16 protein-coding genes are annotated in these 17,101 nt (G+C 46.8%); 8 read left to right on the top strand and 8 right to left on the bottom strand.

Annotated features, from left to right (window positions below; genetic code table 11):
* Positions 1-4 precede the first annotated feature (4 nt).
* The 4 genes from GS429_RS20680 to GS429_RS20665 are packed head-to-tail and all read left to right on the top strand — an operon-like array spanning position 5 to position 4,963.
* Positions 5-2,164 (top strand): DEAD/DEAH box helicase family protein, encoded by a 2,160-nt coding sequence (locus tag GS429_RS20680; protein WP_160067769.1) that lies wholly within the window; start codon positions 5-7, stop codon positions 2,162-2,164.
* Positions 2,161-2,367: a hypothetical protein gene (locus GS429_RS20675; RefSeq protein ID WP_160067767.1), complete on the top strand. Its 207-nt coding sequence runs from the start codon at positions 2,161-2,163 to the stop codon at positions 2,365-2,367. Before GS429_RS20680 ends, GS429_RS20675 begins: the two co-directional genes overlap by 4 nt.
* Positions 2,368-2,369: 2 nt before the next feature.
* Entirely contained in the window at positions 2,370-4,463 is a 2,094-nt protein-coding gene (locus GS429_RS20670; RefSeq protein WP_160067765.1) for an AAA family ATPase, read from the top strand.
* On the top strand, positions 4,460-4,963 hold the full coding sequence (locus GS429_RS20665) for a hypothetical protein (protein ID WP_160067763.1): 504 nt from the start codon (positions 4,460-4,462) through the stop codon (positions 4,961-4,963). The genes GS429_RS20670 and GS429_RS20665 overlap by 4 nt, the downstream gene beginning before the upstream one ends.
* Before the next feature lie 276 nt (positions 4,964-5,239).
* Here GS429_RS20665 and GS429_RS20660 read toward each other — a convergent pair whose 3' ends face one another.
* The 7 genes from GS429_RS20660 to GS429_RS20630 form a co-directional block, all read right to left on the bottom strand.
* Complete coding sequence (locus GS429_RS20660; RefSeq protein WP_160067761.1) at positions 5,240-7,651, bottom strand: helix-turn-helix domain-containing protein; 2,412 nt, start codon at positions 7,649-7,651, stop codon at positions 5,240-5,242.
* A gap of 217 nt (positions 7,652-7,868) precedes the next feature.
* Positions 7,869-8,078 (bottom strand): hypothetical protein, encoded by a 210-nt coding sequence (locus tag GS429_RS20655; protein WP_160067759.1) that lies wholly within the window; start codon positions 8,076-8,078, stop codon positions 7,869-7,871.
* Entirely contained in the window at positions 8,075-8,290 is a 216-nt protein-coding gene (locus GS429_RS20650) for a hypothetical protein (RefSeq protein WP_160068103.1), read from the bottom strand. Before GS429_RS20650 ends, GS429_RS20655 begins: the two co-directional genes overlap by 4 nt.
* 392 nt (positions 8,291-8,682) lie before the next feature.
* Positions 8,683-8,997, bottom strand: a complete 315-nt coding sequence (locus tag GS429_RS20645) for a hypothetical protein (RefSeq protein ID WP_160067757.1) — start codon at positions 8,995-8,997, stop codon at positions 8,683-8,685.
* A 4-nt stretch (positions 8,998-9,001) separates the two neighbouring features.
* Positions 9,002-9,250, bottom strand: a complete 249-nt coding sequence (locus GS429_RS20640) for a hypothetical protein (protein ID WP_160067755.1) — start codon at positions 9,248-9,250, stop codon at positions 9,002-9,004.
* A 5-nt stretch (positions 9,251-9,255) separates the two neighbouring features.
* Complete coding sequence (locus GS429_RS20635) at positions 9,256-10,191, bottom strand: tyrosine-type recombinase/integrase (protein ID WP_160067753.1); 936 nt, start codon at positions 10,189-10,191, stop codon at positions 9,256-9,258.
* A gap of 1 nt (position 10,192) precedes the next feature.
* Positions 10,193-10,702 (bottom strand): hypothetical protein, encoded by a 510-nt coding sequence (locus GS429_RS20630; protein ID WP_160067751.1) that lies wholly within the window; start codon positions 10,700-10,702, stop codon positions 10,193-10,195.
* A gap of 209 nt (positions 10,703-10,911) precedes the next feature.
* Here GS429_RS20630 and GS429_RS20625 point away from each other — a divergent pair, with 209 nt between their 5' ends.
* The gene (locus GS429_RS20625) at positions 10,912-11,337 is read left to right on the top strand and encodes a hypothetical protein (protein WP_160067749.1); all 426 of its coding nucleotides are present in this window, start codon (positions 10,912-10,914) and stop codon (positions 11,335-11,337) included.
* Positions 11,338-11,348: 11 nt separating this feature from the next.
* Positions 11,349-13,076, top strand: a complete 1,728-nt coding sequence (locus GS429_RS20620) for a pentapeptide repeat-containing protein (RefSeq protein WP_160067747.1) — start codon at positions 11,349-11,351, stop codon at positions 13,074-13,076.
* A 117-nt stretch (positions 13,077-13,193) separates the two neighbouring features.
* Here the strand turns inward: GS429_RS20620 and GS429_RS22735 are convergent, their stop codons facing one another.
* Positions 13,194-13,904 (bottom strand): GIY-YIG domain-containing protein, encoded by a 711-nt coding sequence (locus tag GS429_RS22735; RefSeq protein WP_160067745.1) that lies wholly within the window; start codon positions 13,902-13,904, stop codon positions 13,194-13,196.
* Between the two features lie 97 nt (positions 13,905-14,001).
* Here GS429_RS22735 and GS429_RS20610 point away from each other — a divergent pair, with 97 nt between their 5' ends.
* Both GS429_RS20610 and GS429_RS22005 read left to right on the top strand, forming a co-directional pair.
* Positions 14,002-16,206 carry a queuine tRNA-ribosyltransferase tRNA-guanine transglycosylase gene (locus GS429_RS20610; protein ID WP_201294063.1) on the top strand — a complete coding sequence of 735 codons (2,205 nt, stop codon included), beginning with the start codon at positions 14,002-14,004 and terminating at the stop codon, positions 16,204-16,206.
* Positions 16,206-16,913: a DUF6884 domain-containing protein gene (locus GS429_RS22005; protein ID WP_201294062.1), complete on the top strand. Its 708-nt coding sequence runs from the start codon at positions 16,206-16,208 to the stop codon at positions 16,911-16,913. Before GS429_RS20610 ends, GS429_RS22005 begins: the two co-directional genes overlap by 1 nt.
* Positions 16,914-17,101 lie beyond the last annotated feature (188 nt).

Raw genomic sequence — 17,101 nt, 5'->3', positions numbered from 1 at the left:
AATAATGTCCGAAGGCATTGAAAACGAAGAAGAGGCGAAAGGACTCCATTCCCTTTCTCTAGAAGTAAGCTACAATTCTGGAGAACACGACCTCCTGAATGAGTTCTATATTCCTTGCTTGGAGTACGCTGACAGATATGATCGGGCTGCGGGCTATTTCGACAGCAAATCACTGACGATTGCCGCACAGGGAGTCTCAGAGCTCGTTATCAACGAGGGCAAGATGCGGTTGATCGCTTCCCCACGCCTATCCCCTAACGATATCGAGGTTCTAGAAAAAATAGCAGAAGGGGAGGCTGACGAAGACCAGGAAAGCGAAATTGTCGAAGGTGCTCTGCACCGCGGCTTATCCGCTGAACAGTTCTCGGATTTCCTAAAGCAGGACCGTTTCAAGTGTATGGCTTGGATGCTCCAGGAGGATCTGTTGGAGATCAAGATTGCTTATCTCCGGGATGCAGACGAGAGCAATCCGTTCAGTCATTATCACGAAAAAATCGGGGTCTTCACAGATGAATACGGCAACAAAGCTGCTTTTTCAGGCTCTATAAACGAAACAGAACTCGGATGGACCGATAACTACGAATCGTTTAACGTCTATCCCAACTGGACTCCCGGCCTCGATATGTTGGCGTCAGAAAAGCAGAGCCATTTCAAGAAGCTCTGGAACAATGAAGACCCCCGAGTGATCGTCAAGGATCTTCCTGACGCTGTTGAAGAAGGCCTGAAAGAACATAGCCCGGACACAGTAGATGGGCGTCCGGACCTGGAAATGTTCGAAGACGACTCCAGTGGTGAGACTGAGGTTGAAAACAAATCTGATGATGGAATCTCCCTTTGGCCTCACCAGAAAGAAGCGGTCGATACCTGGATAGCCAATGATTACACTGGCATCCTGGCAATGGCGACAGGAACCGGGAAAACAAGAGCCGCGATCAAGGCTGCAAACCTCGACGCAAATAGCCGGTTGACCGTTGTCGCTGTCCCAAAAGATGCTCTCCTCACCCAATGGAAAAGCAGTATTGAGAACCTGATACCGGACGCTGACGTAATGATCTGCAGCTCTAATACAAGCTGGGACGACCGAATTATCAGCGTAGTCAACCCGTACAAAATCGCCTCACCAGATCTAATTCAAGATCAGCCAAAGCAGTTTATCGTAACCACGGTCCACACCGCTATTGGAGATGCTTTCAAAGCCTTCGTCCAGGACATTCCTCCGCAACACTTGCAGCTGGTTGCTGACGAAGTCCACAGGTACGGAGCGGACAGCTTCAGCCAATTATTCGACTATGACGCTGGACGACGCCTCGGATTATCTGCGACTCCTGAACGTCGAGATGAAAAAGGAAACGAGAGGATAGAGGACTATTTCGAAGACATCATCTTCGAGTATAGGACGAAAGAAGCTGTCCGAGAAGGATATCTGACGGACTACGAATACCATCCGCTGATTTGTGAACTGAACGAAGAAGAGTACGAAGACTACAAGGAGTACAGTAAGTGGATTGCACAGGTTGTTGAACAACTTGAGGACGCCGACCCCACCGAACGAAACAAATTAGAAGACAAGAAAGAAGACTGGCAGCGAAAACGAGCGAAAATATTAAAGAAAGCTGAAGCAAAGCCTGACCGCTTCGAAGAGTTCCTAAAATCTGACCATCCCACTCCTTCGATAATCTTCTGCGAGGATACAGAGCAACTCGACGATATCCGGGAGCGACTGAATAATCAGAATAAGCAGTTTGCCGAGTACGTCAGCGATATGGACTCCGAAAAGAAGAGCAGTGCTTTCTATCAATTTAATAAGGGACATGTCGATTATCTGTTAGCAATTGAATGTCTTGATGAAGGTGTGGACGTTCCTGACTGCCCGACCGGTATTGTTATTTCGAGTACAAGCAACGAACGGCAGTTCATCCAACGAAGAGGACGAGTACTCCGAAAAAGTGAAGAGAAAGACAAAGCTATGGTTTACGATATGATCACGCTGCCCGGGCTCTCCGCAAACGAACAAGACGACACTGCCCGGAACTTTATCGAGAAAGAGCTTAATCGAGCCAAGGTATTTATGGAGGCTGCAGAAAACAGAGACAGTATACGGTTGAAACTTAACGAGGAACTAGAGCCCTACGGATTTGGACACCTAGCCTTTGTCTCAACATGAGTACTGACACATCAGACATAGATCCGAAAATCCTCGAGCTGATAGCTGAGCAAGCTGATGACAAAAACATAGATGAAGACCTTCTAATACAGGTATACAACATCGAGGACGAGATGGTGGGAATGAAACGTCGACACGGAATAGACGACAGACTGCGACGGGTCCTCGAAGACTACGTCGAAGTCAAAGGAGCTGATGAATAGTAATGCGTATACTAGAAGTAACCCTCAAGAATTTTCGCCCCTTCTACGATGAGGTCAATGTCCCTCTGAATATAGAAGAAGACAAACCTCTCATCTTCATAATCGGAAAGAATGACCGAGGCAAGACCGCTTTTTTAGAAGCCCTCAAGTTCTGTCTCTACGGTTACGACGGCAGCTTTCAACAAATCAACACCAAGTGGCGGAGAGCGATAAATCGACGAGCTGCTACTGAGGGGGACGGCGAAACCCGTGTCACAGTAGAGTTCATCGACAACGATACCGTTTACCGTGTCTCCCGATTCATCGAGTTTGAGCAAGTCGATGACCCTGACGAAAGAGAGCCTGAACGCTCCGAAGTAACCGTCACCATTCCAGGTGGAGACGGAGGCGAGGACGAGACGATAATCGCTCAGCGGGATGGCGAGAAAGAATACAACCAGTTCATGAACAACATCCTGCCTGCCAGCGCATCCAACTTCTTCTTTTTCGACGGTGAGGAGGTCGGGAACCGGTATGCCGGAACTCAGGAGGAAGAAGAGTACAGTCGAGAGGATATTCGAGAGGCTATCGAGACTGTCCTCGGGATTCAGCAAATCCAGAAAGCGATCGACGATATGGATAACAATGCGAGTTACTACAACGAGCAATATCTGGAAGCTGAATCTGACAGAGAAGACTTGGACACATTGAAAGATGAGAAAGGTGAGCTGGAAGATGAATTGAGTGCTCAGAAGACGCAACTGGATACTGAGCAACAAGTTCTGGAGAACAAGGAAAAGGCCCTTGAAAAAGTCGAAAACCAGATCGCTGATGCAGTCGAGTTAGTCGAGAAGCAGGACCGGATTGACGATATAGATAACCTGCTGAACGGCGTTGATGAGGAAGAAGCAGATACTGACGAGGAAGAAGAAGGCCTCTACAACATTCTCGAAAGGAAGAAGGACGAGCTGCAGGACTATCACACGTACTTCGGATCGATTCTGATAGGTGTCGCTACATCCGAAGTTTTGGAGAAGATCCAGGTCGAACAGACGGCTGAAAAAGAGAGAGTAATCAACGACCTGTTGAAGCCAGCTGTTGAAAAATGTCTCTGCGGTAATGAAATCGGGGAAGAAGAGGAGGACATCTTGGAACAGTCTCTTGAAAGTTTCCAGTCCGACAGTAAACAGGCAAAGTACGATCTGCGGCAGTTAGCATCTAAACACCAAGATCATCTCAAAGAAAGCAGTGACGGGAGGACGATTGATAAGCTGAAAACCGATTACCACGGGCTCTACAGCGAGGTCCGGGATCTTGAGGAACGAATTGAGGACCTGGAAGAGGAGCAGGCTGATTTAGAGGGGGAGATCGACGAAGCTGCGATGTCGAAGTCGGATGTTGAAGATCTCCGGGAGGAGAAATCGCGTATCAAGGAGGAGATCGGTGAGTCCAACTCGACAATAAGCAATATCGAGGACGAAATCGACAGGCTTGAATCTGCGATCAACAGCAAAGAGGATAGAATCGACTCTATGGGTGGGGCTACCAAGGAAGAAGAACGGTACAGACGACTGCGGAATCTGTGCCGCAAATCCCGTGATGCCTGGCAGGAGATTAAGGAAGGATACGTAGAGTCGCGTCGGAAGGACGTGCAGGATTACGCCACGGAAGTTCTCCGAAGATTGACGAACAAGGAAGGAGTGTACAAAGGTCTGGAAATCAGCGCGAACTACGAACTTGACGTAGTCACCTCTTCAGGTACTCGACCATTAGAGGAGCAGGACCCCAGCCAAGGTGCCCGTCAGATCATTGCCTACGCATTCATCGCAGGTCTTAACCGATGGACTGCCCGTAACGCACCAGTTGTCATAGACACGCCTGTCGGCCGACTTGACCCGACTCACAAGGACAACCTGATCAACTATCTTCCCGAGTTCAAGGATCAGGTGATTATGCTGTACCAGCCGGATGAGTTCCACAAAGAGGATCTGCACAAGGTGAAGGACCAAACAAGCCGACACCTGCGGATCCGTCAGCGAGAGGGAGATCCCAAGTCCTCAGTCGTGGAACCGTTTGAACCTGAAATTGAGGATAAACCGGAGGCGTTGGTACAATGACTACTACTCGAACCTTCAAGACCGCTAAGCAGAACATCTACCGGAATCTGGTTCTGCGTACTGCGAGACTGGCCCTTGATGATGATGAAGATCTTGATCGACCTGAGTCAGAATACCCGTTTGATGATGGCTACGAGCTTTTCGCTGCAGGATTGGCCATCGGTTTCCTAAATGAAAACCGGAATGAGGAATCGCGGGGTAACTACAGCCAGGACTTCATCGAGATTGATAACATCAGCAATGACGAGTACAGGGAAGCGATCAACTTCGTCTGGGAACTCGTCAAGATCCGGCACGACGATGTAGACGAAACTGAGGCTTGGGAGTATGCCAGGCAGTACGCGGATGCCGGTGTAGACAAGATCAACCGGGAGATGGAGTACCGTGGTGAGTTTGATATGATCGGGCTTCTGAGCATATTTGAGGGAGAGTGGGATGAGACGCTTGAGAAACTGCTTCAGGAAGAAAAGCTCGAAGAAGCAGAGATCGATACGCTGTAATCTCCTTTGAGCTCTTCAAATACGGATTTGTCTATCACCTTGAGCTATGAGTTATCAGTCAATAAATACACAGTTCTAATAAGAAGCTATCTTGAGACCCTATCAGTGCTTAGTTCTTCGGAGAGCAGCGATTACGAGGAAATGGTAATCAGCGGAACAGAGATCGATTTGATCCCGAGCCAAGAGTAGATCAGTTATGTGCCTCAAGAACAGCATTAGAAGATGAATGATAGAGACATAGCACTATACTTCTCATTGGTTCTCGATGGATCAATTTCAATTAGTTCGCCAGTTGGTCATCGTTCCATCGCCTAATAGGCGGTCTCGTTCATGCTGGTCAACTCCGTACTGCTCTAGCTGATGCTCGATTTTATCGCCAATATCCCCTATAGATATATTATGGGTCTGATCGGTGAGGCTGTTGAGGTCGACCAAACCGCATGTATTTGCACCTGATAGGCCATCATCATGCCATTGAGTCCCTTTCTTCTTCCCGGTTTTACGGACTAGCCCTTCTTGTTGGATCTTACGTAGATTAGATCGGACAGTATTCTTGTTATGTCCTGTTTCCCTAGCGATATCTGCTCCAGAAGCAACACATAGATCTGAAAGCGCCTCAATGATGTCTCGTTCTATAGTAGACCGCTTTCGTACTACACCGAGAGCAATCTCTCTCGGAAGCCAAGAAGGAATTGCTGCAGTATTCACATAGACAGTGGATCCTGAGCCATCACGAGCGAACCGGAAGATTGCTTGCAGAACCTCGTTTTCTCGCATATGTTGGAGGATTTCGTCGCCAAACGCTCCGTATGATTTTGTCAAGCCTTGACCATTCCCCGTAGCTTCTGTACCGAATAGAGCAGCCCAGCGTTCGATAAATGGGTCACCATAGTGAGGACTACCAAGAATCACACCGACATCCTCGTTAGCCAGTTTATTCGACCCTTTGAGATTTCCGTAGTAGGTGCTGTTCGCTGATATCGGGATATTTTTGCTTTTTAACTTGTTTAGAACACGGTCCGACGTAATTACAGCTGGTTGGCAACTGTGTCTTTTGGCTACTTCTCGAAGAAGTGCCTCATCACGGTCGAGATTAGCGTGATTCCCACTTGAATATGGGTATATGCTTTTGAGTTCTGTCTGAATAATTTTTATATTTTGGGTATGACGTATGTATCTCTCTCTTTCAGTATCCGTGAGTAGCTGTTTATGATTAAAATTGAGCCCAAGCATTAGATCATAGAGACGTGGTGTAGGTGCTCCATCCAGCGCGACCACGTTTTTTGCATTAACTAAAGTAGGTGGGTCGAGAACATACATTTTATTTAAATTTTGGTTGTGGGAAAACACTTGCCCACCCCCTAATGGTGAGGTACTCCAGTTATTACCAAGATCATTAGCTTTGAGAGTTCCTAAGACCAGTAGTGGCGTGTGGATATGGTAATTATCGGAGTCTTTGTCAAGAATTTGCTTAGAATTTCCCAGACCTATACCCTTTTGATTAAACCAATTAAGTGCTAATTCCTTCTTTTTGCTATCGCTGTTGGTAAGTAGTCTATGATAGTTTGAGAAGGGTATATTGCTTGTTTGCTGTAAAAAATTCGTTATGGTGGTGTGAGGGTCTGTAAATTCGGTAAGGAAGGCGTCTGATGGCGCTTCATCAATAACAACCACTCTATTTTCGACGATTATCTCGACATATGCGTGGGTATAGTGTCCAATGATAACTTCGTAGTCGTCTGGTTCGAAATCCCATTCGGACTCGTATGGACAGCCGCTTCCCTTCTGGCAAGGAAGGTCCCAATGAGTGTGTAAGTCTGATGCTGTTACCCCTAAATTCCGATAGTCCTTAAGCTTCTGTTCTAATGGGGGACCATGTTTTCCAGCGAATGAGGGACACTTGTCGTCAACCCGGGGTAGGACTTTAGATGATAATCCATGCTTCTGACACCAAGATCTTATTTCAGCATATCTGCCCTTTCGGCCTCGAGACGTGAGTATAGTGATCGGCGTATCGGTTGTTGATACCGCTTCTATCGCTGAATAAGATTTACCAATTCCAGGGAGGGCGTCAAGCAGCATTACACGATCACTGTTATACGCTTTTTCAACCGCCTGGAGACATCGAGAGCGGGCCTTTGACAATGAGATAGCTTTAGTACTCGAGTTTTCTTGAGACTGTATTTTATCGTTTCCCTTCTCAGAATAATTATTGCCAACTGACACACCATTCTTTTCTTCACCATTAGAATTTGAGTTATTATTGATGCTACTACCAATATGTTCCACCTCAACGTCATCATTGATCTCGGTTTTCTGTCCTCTTCTGAGCTGTTCATCTAATGTTGTTGGGACGTCGTCAGGTGCTTCTTCGCGTAATTTCTCTTCCTCTGCTTCGAGGCGATCAAGTTTCTTCTCCCTATCTTTTTCAAATCCGTCAACCGAATATGTATCAATTATATTTTGTTTATTAGAATTGTAGGTAGCGGTATGATCAATATGGGCAGTCCAATCATCAACGCCTGCTTTATCAAATAACCGTTTCAGATTTCCTAAGTGATTGTTTTGGATCATCGCAGTTTGTGCCCCAAGTGCCTCGCCTGACCCCTTGTTTTTTAGATGGTCTCGTTCCTTATTAGGTGAGGAAGATACCGCATTCCAGTATTGGTCGTAGTGATCAAGATTCATGTGATATGAGTATTCAAATACTCTGAATATAGTCTCTATGGCTATGACGAGTGTGTGATCTGTTTTTATAGGCGGTAGGTGTGGATGATTAAGAGTCTTTCAAAATCTCAAATTGGTGGGAGAACACAAAGGAACGCTTGTGAGGTGATTCTTCAATTATCGGCTGTCTATTCCCCTTATTTATATTATTTATTGTATCGGAGACTGGATCTCACTTCTAGTCTACAATCTGAGCGACAATATGAGGGCCTTCATAAGCTCGAAGTAGTCCCGCTTCGTCTTCAAGATCTGGTGTAGTAGGAAGGCTGGTTTCAAAACGAATCCATTCCTCGAAGCCGTCTTCGATCTCTTCGGTGACTTTTCCATTTTCTATCTTTCCGAGATCATATCGGTTCTCGCCATCAAAGATCTGGAAGAGAATGATCATTCTTTGCCACCGTCCTCAGTGACAGGGACTGCATTGATGTAGTGGTTATTGAAAATCCGCTTCAATCGCTCCTCGTCCTCGAGATCGTATACACCCTGGATAGTTGCCTCGAGTTCGCCAGTAGGATCCTCAATTATCTCACCGTCGTTGACCTTACCAATTCGTTCCCATCCTTCCCGCTCATCGTTCAGTCCTAAGAAAACGAGCGCCATCGGACTCACCAATTGTCTAATTGGCCTATTCCATCATAATACTCCCGAGGAGGAACAGACCTGGGCTCGAAGAGTCCGCAGTTACGGCTCACTCGTAATCTTTGGCGTAGTGAGTTAGCCGAAAGCTTGCCGAATAGATTGGATCATCTCAAATCTAAAAATGCGTGAGAGTTCCGGGCAGTAACAACAGAGAGTTAACCCCCTAACTCGGTCTGATCCTGCTCGAGTATTCGATTTAATCATAGTTCCCGCAAGAGAGGATCAATAGTTACCGTTGAGTCCTACTGACTGAATCAGAGAACGCTTTTCCAGATGGATGAATACAATCAATCGATCAACTCGAGAACCCGCTTAGAGTTCTAATGAGGAGTAGCAGCTACTAATTATAGATCTCAAAGGGAAGTGTCGTACTCAGTTGACTCGTTCCATTCCTCGTACTCTTCATCAGAGAATCCCTCAATGATCTCTGCTGAGTCCTCGCTATCGTAGAGTGCGATCTTGTAGCCGCTTGAGTAGGAGCCTTTGATGTACCGAAGTAGATCTCGTCCATCCGTACAATGCCTATTGATTGGGTCTAAGTCGTCCTTGAGACGAGTTCGTATTCTATCAGCAGTTGGGCCATCTCTAATTACCTCGCCTTCTATCGTCACTCGAGCAACTTCGGTAGGGCCATCAAAGGGATCAGTGTAAATGATAACGGAAATCATTCTGTCACCCACTATTCTCTCTATTTGGGGTGATTGATCTACAGACTCTTACAAATTTTATCACTAGCAAGGGACCATACTTTCGGACAAGCCAAACTGGAAAGAGAAGTACGAGAACGGGAATGATCGTATGTGCCGCTATCATCAGAACGGGAATACCGATAACAACCAGTGCAACGACTAGTACAGCGGCTTTTACTCCTTGACCGATTATCCTGAAGCTCCAAGAGAGGAAGCTATCTGCTCCAGACATAGATCTCACACCCCAATCCGCTTGATACAGCTCATGTATTCCTCTCGAGCCTGGTCCCGATCGACTCGGGTATAGATGTCCATTGTCTCGGTCTTGGCGTCCCCTCGGAGGTATTTTAGAATGTGCTGTTTCATCCCCTGGTTCCGCATGAGGGTCGTGAATACTGTCCGGAACGTGTGTGGAGTGAATTTCTTCTCAAATCTGGTTTCCCCAAGAGGAGCCACACCAGCTCGGTCTGCAGCTTGTTTCACCTCACGACGAATACGCTCCTTGCAGATCCGATTCCCTTGGTTGCTTGTGAAAAGATACGGAGAATCGGAATCGAGAATCATATACTGGTACCGATTAATTGCGTTGATCGTCTCGTCGTCGACGGGAACTACCGTTTGTCCCCCTCCTTTTCGATTCCGGAGCCTGATGAACCCCTCTTCGAACATCAGATCCTCTTCTCGAATCGAGAGTCCTTCGAGAAGACGACAGCCAGTCTTTGCAAGAACGATCGCGACGGTCTTGTCGCGAGGATCTGGCATATGTTGGATGATTTTGCAGGCACTCTGCCACGTCGCACAGTCGGGACGGTCGCGGTATGTTCGTGGAATCTCTTCCATGACCACCGCAGCGGGGTTACCAGTGATCCCCTCGAAGTGCGGCCGTTTCATCGCATAGCTGTAGAAGCTCGAAAGGACCTCGAGATATTTCTTTACTGAGTTCTGGGTGAGGTCACGCTCATTGAGGGCCATGACGTAATCCTCAATATGAATAACTTCGACGTCCTGGGGCTCGAGGTCTGGAAATTGATCATGGAAGAACTCACGGAGTACGCGGCTATACGAGTTGAGCGTTTTCTCGCTTCGTCCGGTGGCTCGTTTTCGTTTGATGAATCGGTTGATCTCACCATGCTTGTTTTCGTAGATCTTGGATTCGTTGGGTTCGGCAGACATCTTACTCACCCTCTGAAAACCGCCAGCCATGTCCTCGCTGGAATTCGACTTCCTCATCCTCTGCGAGAGAATAGAGTCGTTCCTCGAGTCGTCGACGAAGGTGATCAGAGACCTCCTCAGTTGCCTTGACGTCCTCTAGGAGTTCGTCGAGTGTTTGATACTGGTCGGTTAGAACTTCCTCTGTGAGATCATCAACTGTGATCCGTGTTCCACCGGATTGTTCTTTTTGAGCTCGAGAGAGTTCGTCCTGTAGCTCTTCGATGCGGGATTGCAGTTCTTCGACCCGCTCGTCTTTTGATGCGATCAGAGGGAGACCACCTTCCCGATAAGCACGAGCCTCTTGGACGAGATCGTAGAGGTATCGACTGAGGCTTTGTCCCTCGTGTTTGGCTTCTTTCTTCCATTCTGTTTTGTGATCTTCGTGGCAATAGACGTCCGCTCGCTCGGTGTCTTCGCCTAATCTCGCCCATTCTTGGCTGGCTTGTCGGCCCTCTTCGTACTTGTCACTCATTGTGTAACTCCAATAGGATAGATGGTTGCCCTGATATTATAACTACTGGTAATTCATTAGGGTCTGTGGCCGTAGGACTAAGCCCATCCAAATGGGAAATCACATTCAAAAATCGAATCGGATGATTAGCACCTGTCTCTGTAGCTACGATACATATCCAAATACAGGAACATAACCTCTATCACAGATCCGGTAAAAATAGAGTGACAATGAAAGATCTAATAAAATCTATAGTTAGTACAGACAGATCGGATAGCCCTAACTATAGTTTGGATTCTTGGAACCAAGAGGTTAGTCAAACTATCGAAGAAGCAGACGGGTTTTATGACAGAAACACCCTTGATGATATGACCGATATTAGACTAGAAAATAAAACACCTGAATTTGCAGAACGATTCCACCGGTTAGCAATACACGCCCCAGCTAATGCCAATCAGGAACTAAGAAGGCAAATGTATATAATATCCAAAAACCATACTGAAATTGTCCTTCTATTAGATAGAGATGAGTTAGAAGAAGGTATTGAACAAAATCGCCAGCGAGATGATCCCCGGGCAAACGAAATTGTGGCTGAGGTAATAATTGAAAATCATCTTCATAAACCTGTGAAGGAGACCCTCGAAATCATAGAATAAGATTTTCCCCTATGTTAGAAGAAAATAACGGCTGCGATGAATGTTCGTATTCTATTACAGAAGAAGAACTACCCGGAGAAGTAGATGGATACAATTGTAAAAGACCAGAATGGAAGGAGACTGAATATTGTATTTGGCATGCAGACGTTTCTGATAAGCCGCTTGATGAGTTAAAAGATGCTCGAGCAGAAACTGGTGAACGGCTTGATGGGGCAATCATAAACGGAGTGAATTTTGAAAATGAAATTTCATTCTCCGATTGTAGTTTTATAAATGCACAAGCGGTAGGAGCTACTTTTTCTGAGAGTGTTCATCAAAGAGTTGATTTCCGTAATGCTAATTTAAAGGAATCTGATTTTTCTTCGGCGAATCTTCTCCAAGCAGATTTTAGAGATTCCAACCTATCAAGATCACAACTATCTGATTCGACATTAAACGATACTGATTTCAGAGGTGGAAATCTTGAGTACGCAGACATTTCTAACTCTAATTTAAGACGGTCGAATTTATCTAGTCTAAATCTATCAAACACAGATCTTTCTGGAGCTAGATTAGAAAAAGCGAATTTATCAAATTCGAGTCTTACTCATCGGAACCTGTCCAAGAATAATATGGCTGAGGTAGATCTCTCTGGAGCCAAATTACGATATACGAATTTAACTGACACTAACCTAACCGGAGCGAATCTTTCACATTCTAATCTCGAGGATGCGAATTTACATAATGCTGATGTTACACAGGCTTCTTTCTCAGAGGCAACTTTATCGAAAGCAAATTGTGTTGATACAAATTTTGAAGATGCGGATCTTTCTAACGTTAGTTTCACGGACGGTGACGCAACCCGATCTAATTTGAAGGATGTAAATGCAAATGATTCGTCATTTAAAAGAACTATTTTTGATGCATGCTGCTTTGAGCGAGCAAAACTTCAAAGGGTTGATTTTGAAGAAGCAGTTCTCAAAAATGCAAACCTCCAATCAGCCGAATTAGAGGAGGCAGAGTTCCCATTTGCTAATTTAACCAAATGCAATGCAAGAAATGCCACATTTAAAAATGCGAATTTAGAGAACGCGAACTTAGGGCAGGCTGATCTTAGAGGTAGTAATTTACGTTTCTCTTTGTTATATCAAGTAATATTAGACAACTCACGGATAAATAATGAAACAAATTTTGGTCTCAAATGTAAATATGAAATCGACCCGAATACTAAGATACACTTCGAAGAAGATGTTAATCGATTGCAAGCTGCTGCTTGGACATATAGACAACTGGAATCCCTTTATTCGGCAAACTCACTAGCTGATCAGGCACACCAATATCATATACGAAAGGAGGAGTCTAAACGTAGCTACTATAGAGAAGCCGACAATCATTTAAAATTTATAATATCGACAATAAACAGGTGGCTTACTCGCCATGGTGAAGGGCTGAGCAATATCCTCATAGCTTCTGCCATTGTAATTCTCGGATGGGCGATTATTTATCCTTTTGCCGGCGGAATCGAGGGTGAAGATGGAGATATCTATAAATTACAGTTCTGCACCTGTTTTGATCCAGAAACACTGGAAATATTTCTCCATAGCATATATTTCAGTATTTCAAATTTCACTACATTAGGAAGTAACACTTACACAGCAATTGGGCTCTACCCGAAATATTTAGCAAGTCTTCAGGCATTATTAGGCACATTACTTGTTGCACTCTTCATTTTCACCCTTGGAAGAAATGTTGACCGTTAGATTATAGCCGACTCGATCATTTAGGAACTAAGATTGACTTTTAGCAGCTGCAGGTAGATCGTTGGCCTATGTTTACGTAATCCTCGAAGAACAAGTGGGAGGTCTTTGGCCATTGCCTTAGATAGAATTGGTTTCTTCGATTTTCTGCTCAAATAGATCAAGGAAATCTGAATCATAGTTCTCCTCAACGTGGTTTATGTTCCAGAGTCCCGATCGACGGATTTCCTCACTTCGACTGTATTTTCCGAGCCAACTCTCAGAACGGGCGTCGATCGCTGTCTTCTGGTAGTTACTGAGCAGTGCGATCGCGTTTCGTTCGAGATAGACTCGTTCACTCTCGGGACCTGGCTCGTCATCTACCTTGACCCAAAGAAACGGCAGCTCTCGGACATACTCACTTACCTGCTGTTCCATCTCGAGTTCTTCGAGTCGAAGTTCTCGGTCAGCGCTCGAGCCATTCCCCCATTCAGGATATTCCTCTTGATATCCATCGCGGTCGATAATTGCCTCACCAACTCGTTTTCGGAAGACGGAGCCTCGATGATTTCCACCCCCTTCGTACGTCCCACTCATTGCCCCTCGATGTGTTCGAAGCCGATTCCAGAGTGATGCCTTGCTTCCCTCAGAGACTGCGTGAGTTCCGATACGGGTAATTCGACGCTGATCACTCGAGTCTCGGGTTTCATTCGGAGCTAAAAAGAAGTAGACTCCACGATCGGGCCAGTCCATATAACCAGTGCAGTCCTTGAGCTTCTGTTTCCCTCCTACGTTCTGTTCTAAGTCCTCGAGCAGACCATAGAATCGATTGATGTCCTCACTTCGAGTCATTTGAGGTGTCTACTCTTTGTGCTATTTTGATATAAAAACCTCCGGCCAGTATTCGGATAGATATACATCTCTGAAGTAGTATACCTGAAGTGTTAGAATGAAATTCTACGTTCCTGAATGGGATGACAACGTCGACGCTCACTATGATTTTGAGCACGACGAGCATTCCGAGCTCGGGAAAAACGAGCGTGAGCTACAGTATATCTGGGATATCTTCGACTACGAAACGATACCGATAGACGGTGTCCTAATTTCTCGAGAACAGGTCGAAGAGAGTCCAACGAAGTTTGATCGCCTCACATCCTACGGTGTGTACGGCGAACAGTCAGGGCTCGACGTTCCTAACTGGCTCCCGACGATCAGTGACTGTGGTGCCTGGGGCTACAAATCACTCCCATTTCCCCCCTATGACAACGACGAGATGCTGGCTTTCTACGAGGACCTCGATGTTTCCGTCGGCGTGACAATCGACCATCTCGTCCTCGGATCCGGACATGAAACTCGCCTCTATCTCGATAAACGTGCGTTCTCTGACTCTCCGCTCACACCGAGTGACCTCCCTGAGGAGTTAACCGACGATGTCGATATCATGGTTGATGAGTGGCCAACGGACTGGCCGGAATACGTCTTGGACTACAACTCGACGATCACCGACATTTCTTCCGTCGAACCATTCAGTCGGGAAGACTTCGAAGGCAAGCCAGCAACGATCATTGAGCGGCTCCGCGACGATCCCCGAGCCGTCTATCGAGAGGACGATACGGAGTTCCGTTATCAGTTGACTCTCGACAATGCCACGGAGATGAAGAAGTTGTACGATGATAACGACTACTCCTTCCGACTGATGGCTGCGATCCAGGGGTGGGATCCGATGTCGTACGCTCGAGCAGCGAATCAGGTGCTCGACCTTGGATACCAGTACGTCGGGATCGGTGGCGTCGCCGGAAGCAATGCGAGCCGAATTCGAGATATCGTCACTGGCGTCGGGAATTCCATAAAAGAACACGAACGAGATTGCAAGACGCGAGTCGATACCCACGTTTTCGGGTTCGCAAAAACTGATGCGTTTGAAACAGTCGGCCGAACAGGGATGACAAGCTTCGACAGTGCGAGTATGCTCCGATCAGCCTGGACAGGCGGCGACAACTATCATCTCAATAGTGAACGTCGCTATGATGCCCTTCGTGTTCGGTTCGGATCTAATCGAGATCCACTCGAGAAACGGATCCAGACTGCCCTTCGTGGGCAAGAACTCCTCCACTCGCTTCGCGCATACGATGTGGGTGAATCCATCTCACAAGCGGTTCGAGAGTGGGCTGCTCAGGCGGAGCGAGCACTCAATGAGTTAGCTCCATATTTGAGAAAACACAGGCACGACGAAGAGTACAATCGCCATCTGCTACGCGACGTCGAGGAACATTTCCGAGATCACTACGAACACGGTCGCGAACTTCGGGCGAGTTTCAGCCGCCCGTTCCGAAAGAAAATAATCAAATTGCTTCGAGACGACGATCCCGAGTCTCCGCTCGATTTTGATGAATACCAATCGCTAATCGATACTGCTTGCAACCATTTCGAGGGGATGTTCCCCAGAATGGCAGAATCGATCGAACGGCTCGAGAACGAGTCAGGTTCTGTCGCTACGTTCAATCAGATCTGGCTCCTCGTAGAAGATTATGCATCGTGGATCGGTGACGAAAACTTGCTCGAGGAGTACAGGAAGCTTCTTCGAGAGAAACCGTGGCGAGAGTGTGACTGTCGAATCTGCGAAGAGCACGGAATCGAAGTCGCAATCTTCCGTGCGAACAACCGGAATCGGCGACGCGGGTTCCATAACACAAAACGATTCTACGATCAGTTCCGAGAGGCACTCCCGAAGACGCTCGTTGCTGCGCCAGACTCTGAGTCCCTCGAGTCGTGGAGTACTGTGGAGGGATATCTCCTGACGGAACGGACGGACTTCTGGTCGCAAGTCCATGATCTACCCGTAGCAGAAATCGGCACTGTGAGTGCTGACGGCGTGCACGAGTGGTGGTCCGAATCACCAACATCGGTGTCGCTCGACGAAGACGAGATGGCGACATCTATTAGCGAATTCTGCACGCGCTATCAAAACCTGTTCCTGTACGATCCTGATGGAACCGTTGACCAGGAGATCATCGAAGCCGTTGAAGAGAAAGGATGTGCCATAGAATCGTATCGGGATTCATCAGAGCTTCGAGCAGCCGTTCTCGAGCGACTCGGATATGAAAGCGAGTTCTTGCCCAAGTTCATGGTTCAAAAGGGGCTGTCGGAGTTCTAATGATGAGGGTGCTCATCATTGACCAGTGTTCGAACAGCAAATCCTCTCCCAGAGATAGCGTCGTTTTCGATGCACCTGAGATCGATGATACCAGCCTTGATGCGCTTCGAAGTCGAGAAGATGTAGTTAGCGTTCCAGCACGCAAACTCTACGCTGGCCGACAACAGCAATACGTCAGTAACGCAGTTGATTCACTCCGTGCCAACGAACATAGTGTGGATCGGCACTTCATCAGCGCAGGATTCGGTCTCGTCGCAGAGAACGAGGAACTCCCGCCGTACAACGTTACGTTCGCGGATATGGCTGCAGCTGAAATCGAGTCTCGAGCTGAGTCTCTCGGGATAGTAGAGCAAATTCGCAACATGGTTTCGTCTGAGTCGTACGATATCGTCTTTTTCTCGCTTGGGAGCGACTACTACCGAGCCATAGATCTCCCAGAAACTCTCTCTGTTCTCCCCACAGAGACGATCGGTGTGACGTTCAATCAAGAGGAAGTCGCTGATCAGTACGCCAACGTCATTTCGATCCCAGCTCGTACTGAGCAGGCAAAGGAACATGGAACGATTGTCGTCGCTTTGAAAGGGCTCTATCTCGAGAATTTTGCTGGTCAGGTTGCAAATAAGACGAGCATAGAATCGATAGACGATATTGCCGGCTTCTGTACTACAGAACTTACGACCCAGAGAAATCTTGGAGAGTTCCTTTGAGAAGAAGGCCTATGTCCGCTTTATTTTCCAAATCTTACTAATAGACAAGAATAGTATTTATATCAGGGATGGTGGCTGGAGCGGTTTTGGTTACATAAACCAGAAGTACGTGTTTAGCCCCAGCTGATTTCGTTAGTATCTCGTAGGGGGCGATCTACGGTGGAGATATGCTTTGTCGGCAGGGGTCA

Origin of the sequence: Natronorubrum halalkaliphilum, from assembly GCF_009834785.1 — an archaeon.
GTDB classification, from domain to species: domain Archaea; phylum Halobacteriota; class Halobacteria; order Halobacteriales; family Natrialbaceae; genus Natronorubrum; species Natronorubrum halalkaliphilum.
This window is presented reverse-complemented; position numbering and strand designations above follow the sequence as displayed.

Coding starts and splice junctions, on each gene's coding strand:
- GS429_RS20635 (WP_160067753.1), bottom strand. CDS start 10,191: ATGTCTGCCGAACCCAACGAATCCAAGATCTACGAAAACAAGCATGGT.
- GS429_RS20620 (WP_160067747.1), top strand. CDS start 11,349: ATGTTAGAAGAAAATAACGGCTGCGATGAATGTTCGTATTCTATTACA.
- GS429_RS22005 (WP_201294062.1), top strand. CDS start 16,206: ATGATGAGGGTGCTCATCATTGACCAGTGTTCGAACAGCAAATCCTCT.
- GS429_RS20665 (WP_160067763.1), top strand. CDS start 4,460: ATGACTACTACTCGAACCTTCAAGACCGCTAAGCAGAACATCTACCGG.
- GS429_RS20625 (WP_160067749.1), top strand. CDS start 10,912: ATGAAAGATCTAATAAAATCTATAGTTAGTACAGACAGATCGGATAGC.
- GS429_RS22735 (WP_160067745.1), bottom strand. CDS start 13,904: ATGACTCGAAGTGAGGACATCAATCGATTCTATGGTCTGCTCGAGGAC.
- GS429_RS20675 (WP_160067767.1), top strand. CDS start 2,161: ATGAGTACTGACACATCAGACATAGATCCGAAAATCCTCGAGCTGATA.
- GS429_RS20610 (WP_201294063.1), top strand. CDS start 14,002: ATGAAATTCTACGTTCCTGAATGGGATGACAACGTCGACGCTCACTAT.
- GS429_RS20650 (WP_160068103.1), bottom strand. CDS start 8,290: ATGGCGCTCGTTTTCTTAGGACTGAACGATGAGCGGGAAGGATGGGAA.
- GS429_RS20660 (WP_160067761.1), bottom strand. CDS start 7,651: ATGAATCTTGATCACTACGACCAATACTGGAATGCGGTATCTTCCTCA.
- GS429_RS20655 (WP_160067759.1), bottom strand. CDS start 8,078: ATGATCATTCTCTTCCAGATCTTTGATGGCGAGAACCGATATGATCTC.
- GS429_RS20645 (WP_160067757.1), bottom strand. CDS start 8,997: ATGATTTCCGTTATCATTTACACTGATCCCTTTGATGGCCCTACCGAA.
- GS429_RS20670 (WP_160067765.1), top strand. CDS start 2,370: ATGCGTATACTAGAAGTAACCCTCAAGAATTTTCGCCCCTTCTACGAT.
- GS429_RS20680 (WP_160067769.1), top strand. CDS start 5: ATGTCCGAAGGCATTGAAAACGAAGAAGAGGCGAAAGGACTCCATTCC.
- GS429_RS20630 (WP_160067751.1), bottom strand. CDS start 10,702: ATGAGTGACAAGTACGAAGAGGGCCGACAAGCCAGCCAAGAATGGGCG.
- GS429_RS20640 (WP_160067755.1), bottom strand. CDS start 9,250: ATGTCTGGAGCAGATAGCTTCCTCTCTTGGAGCTTCAGGATAATCGGT.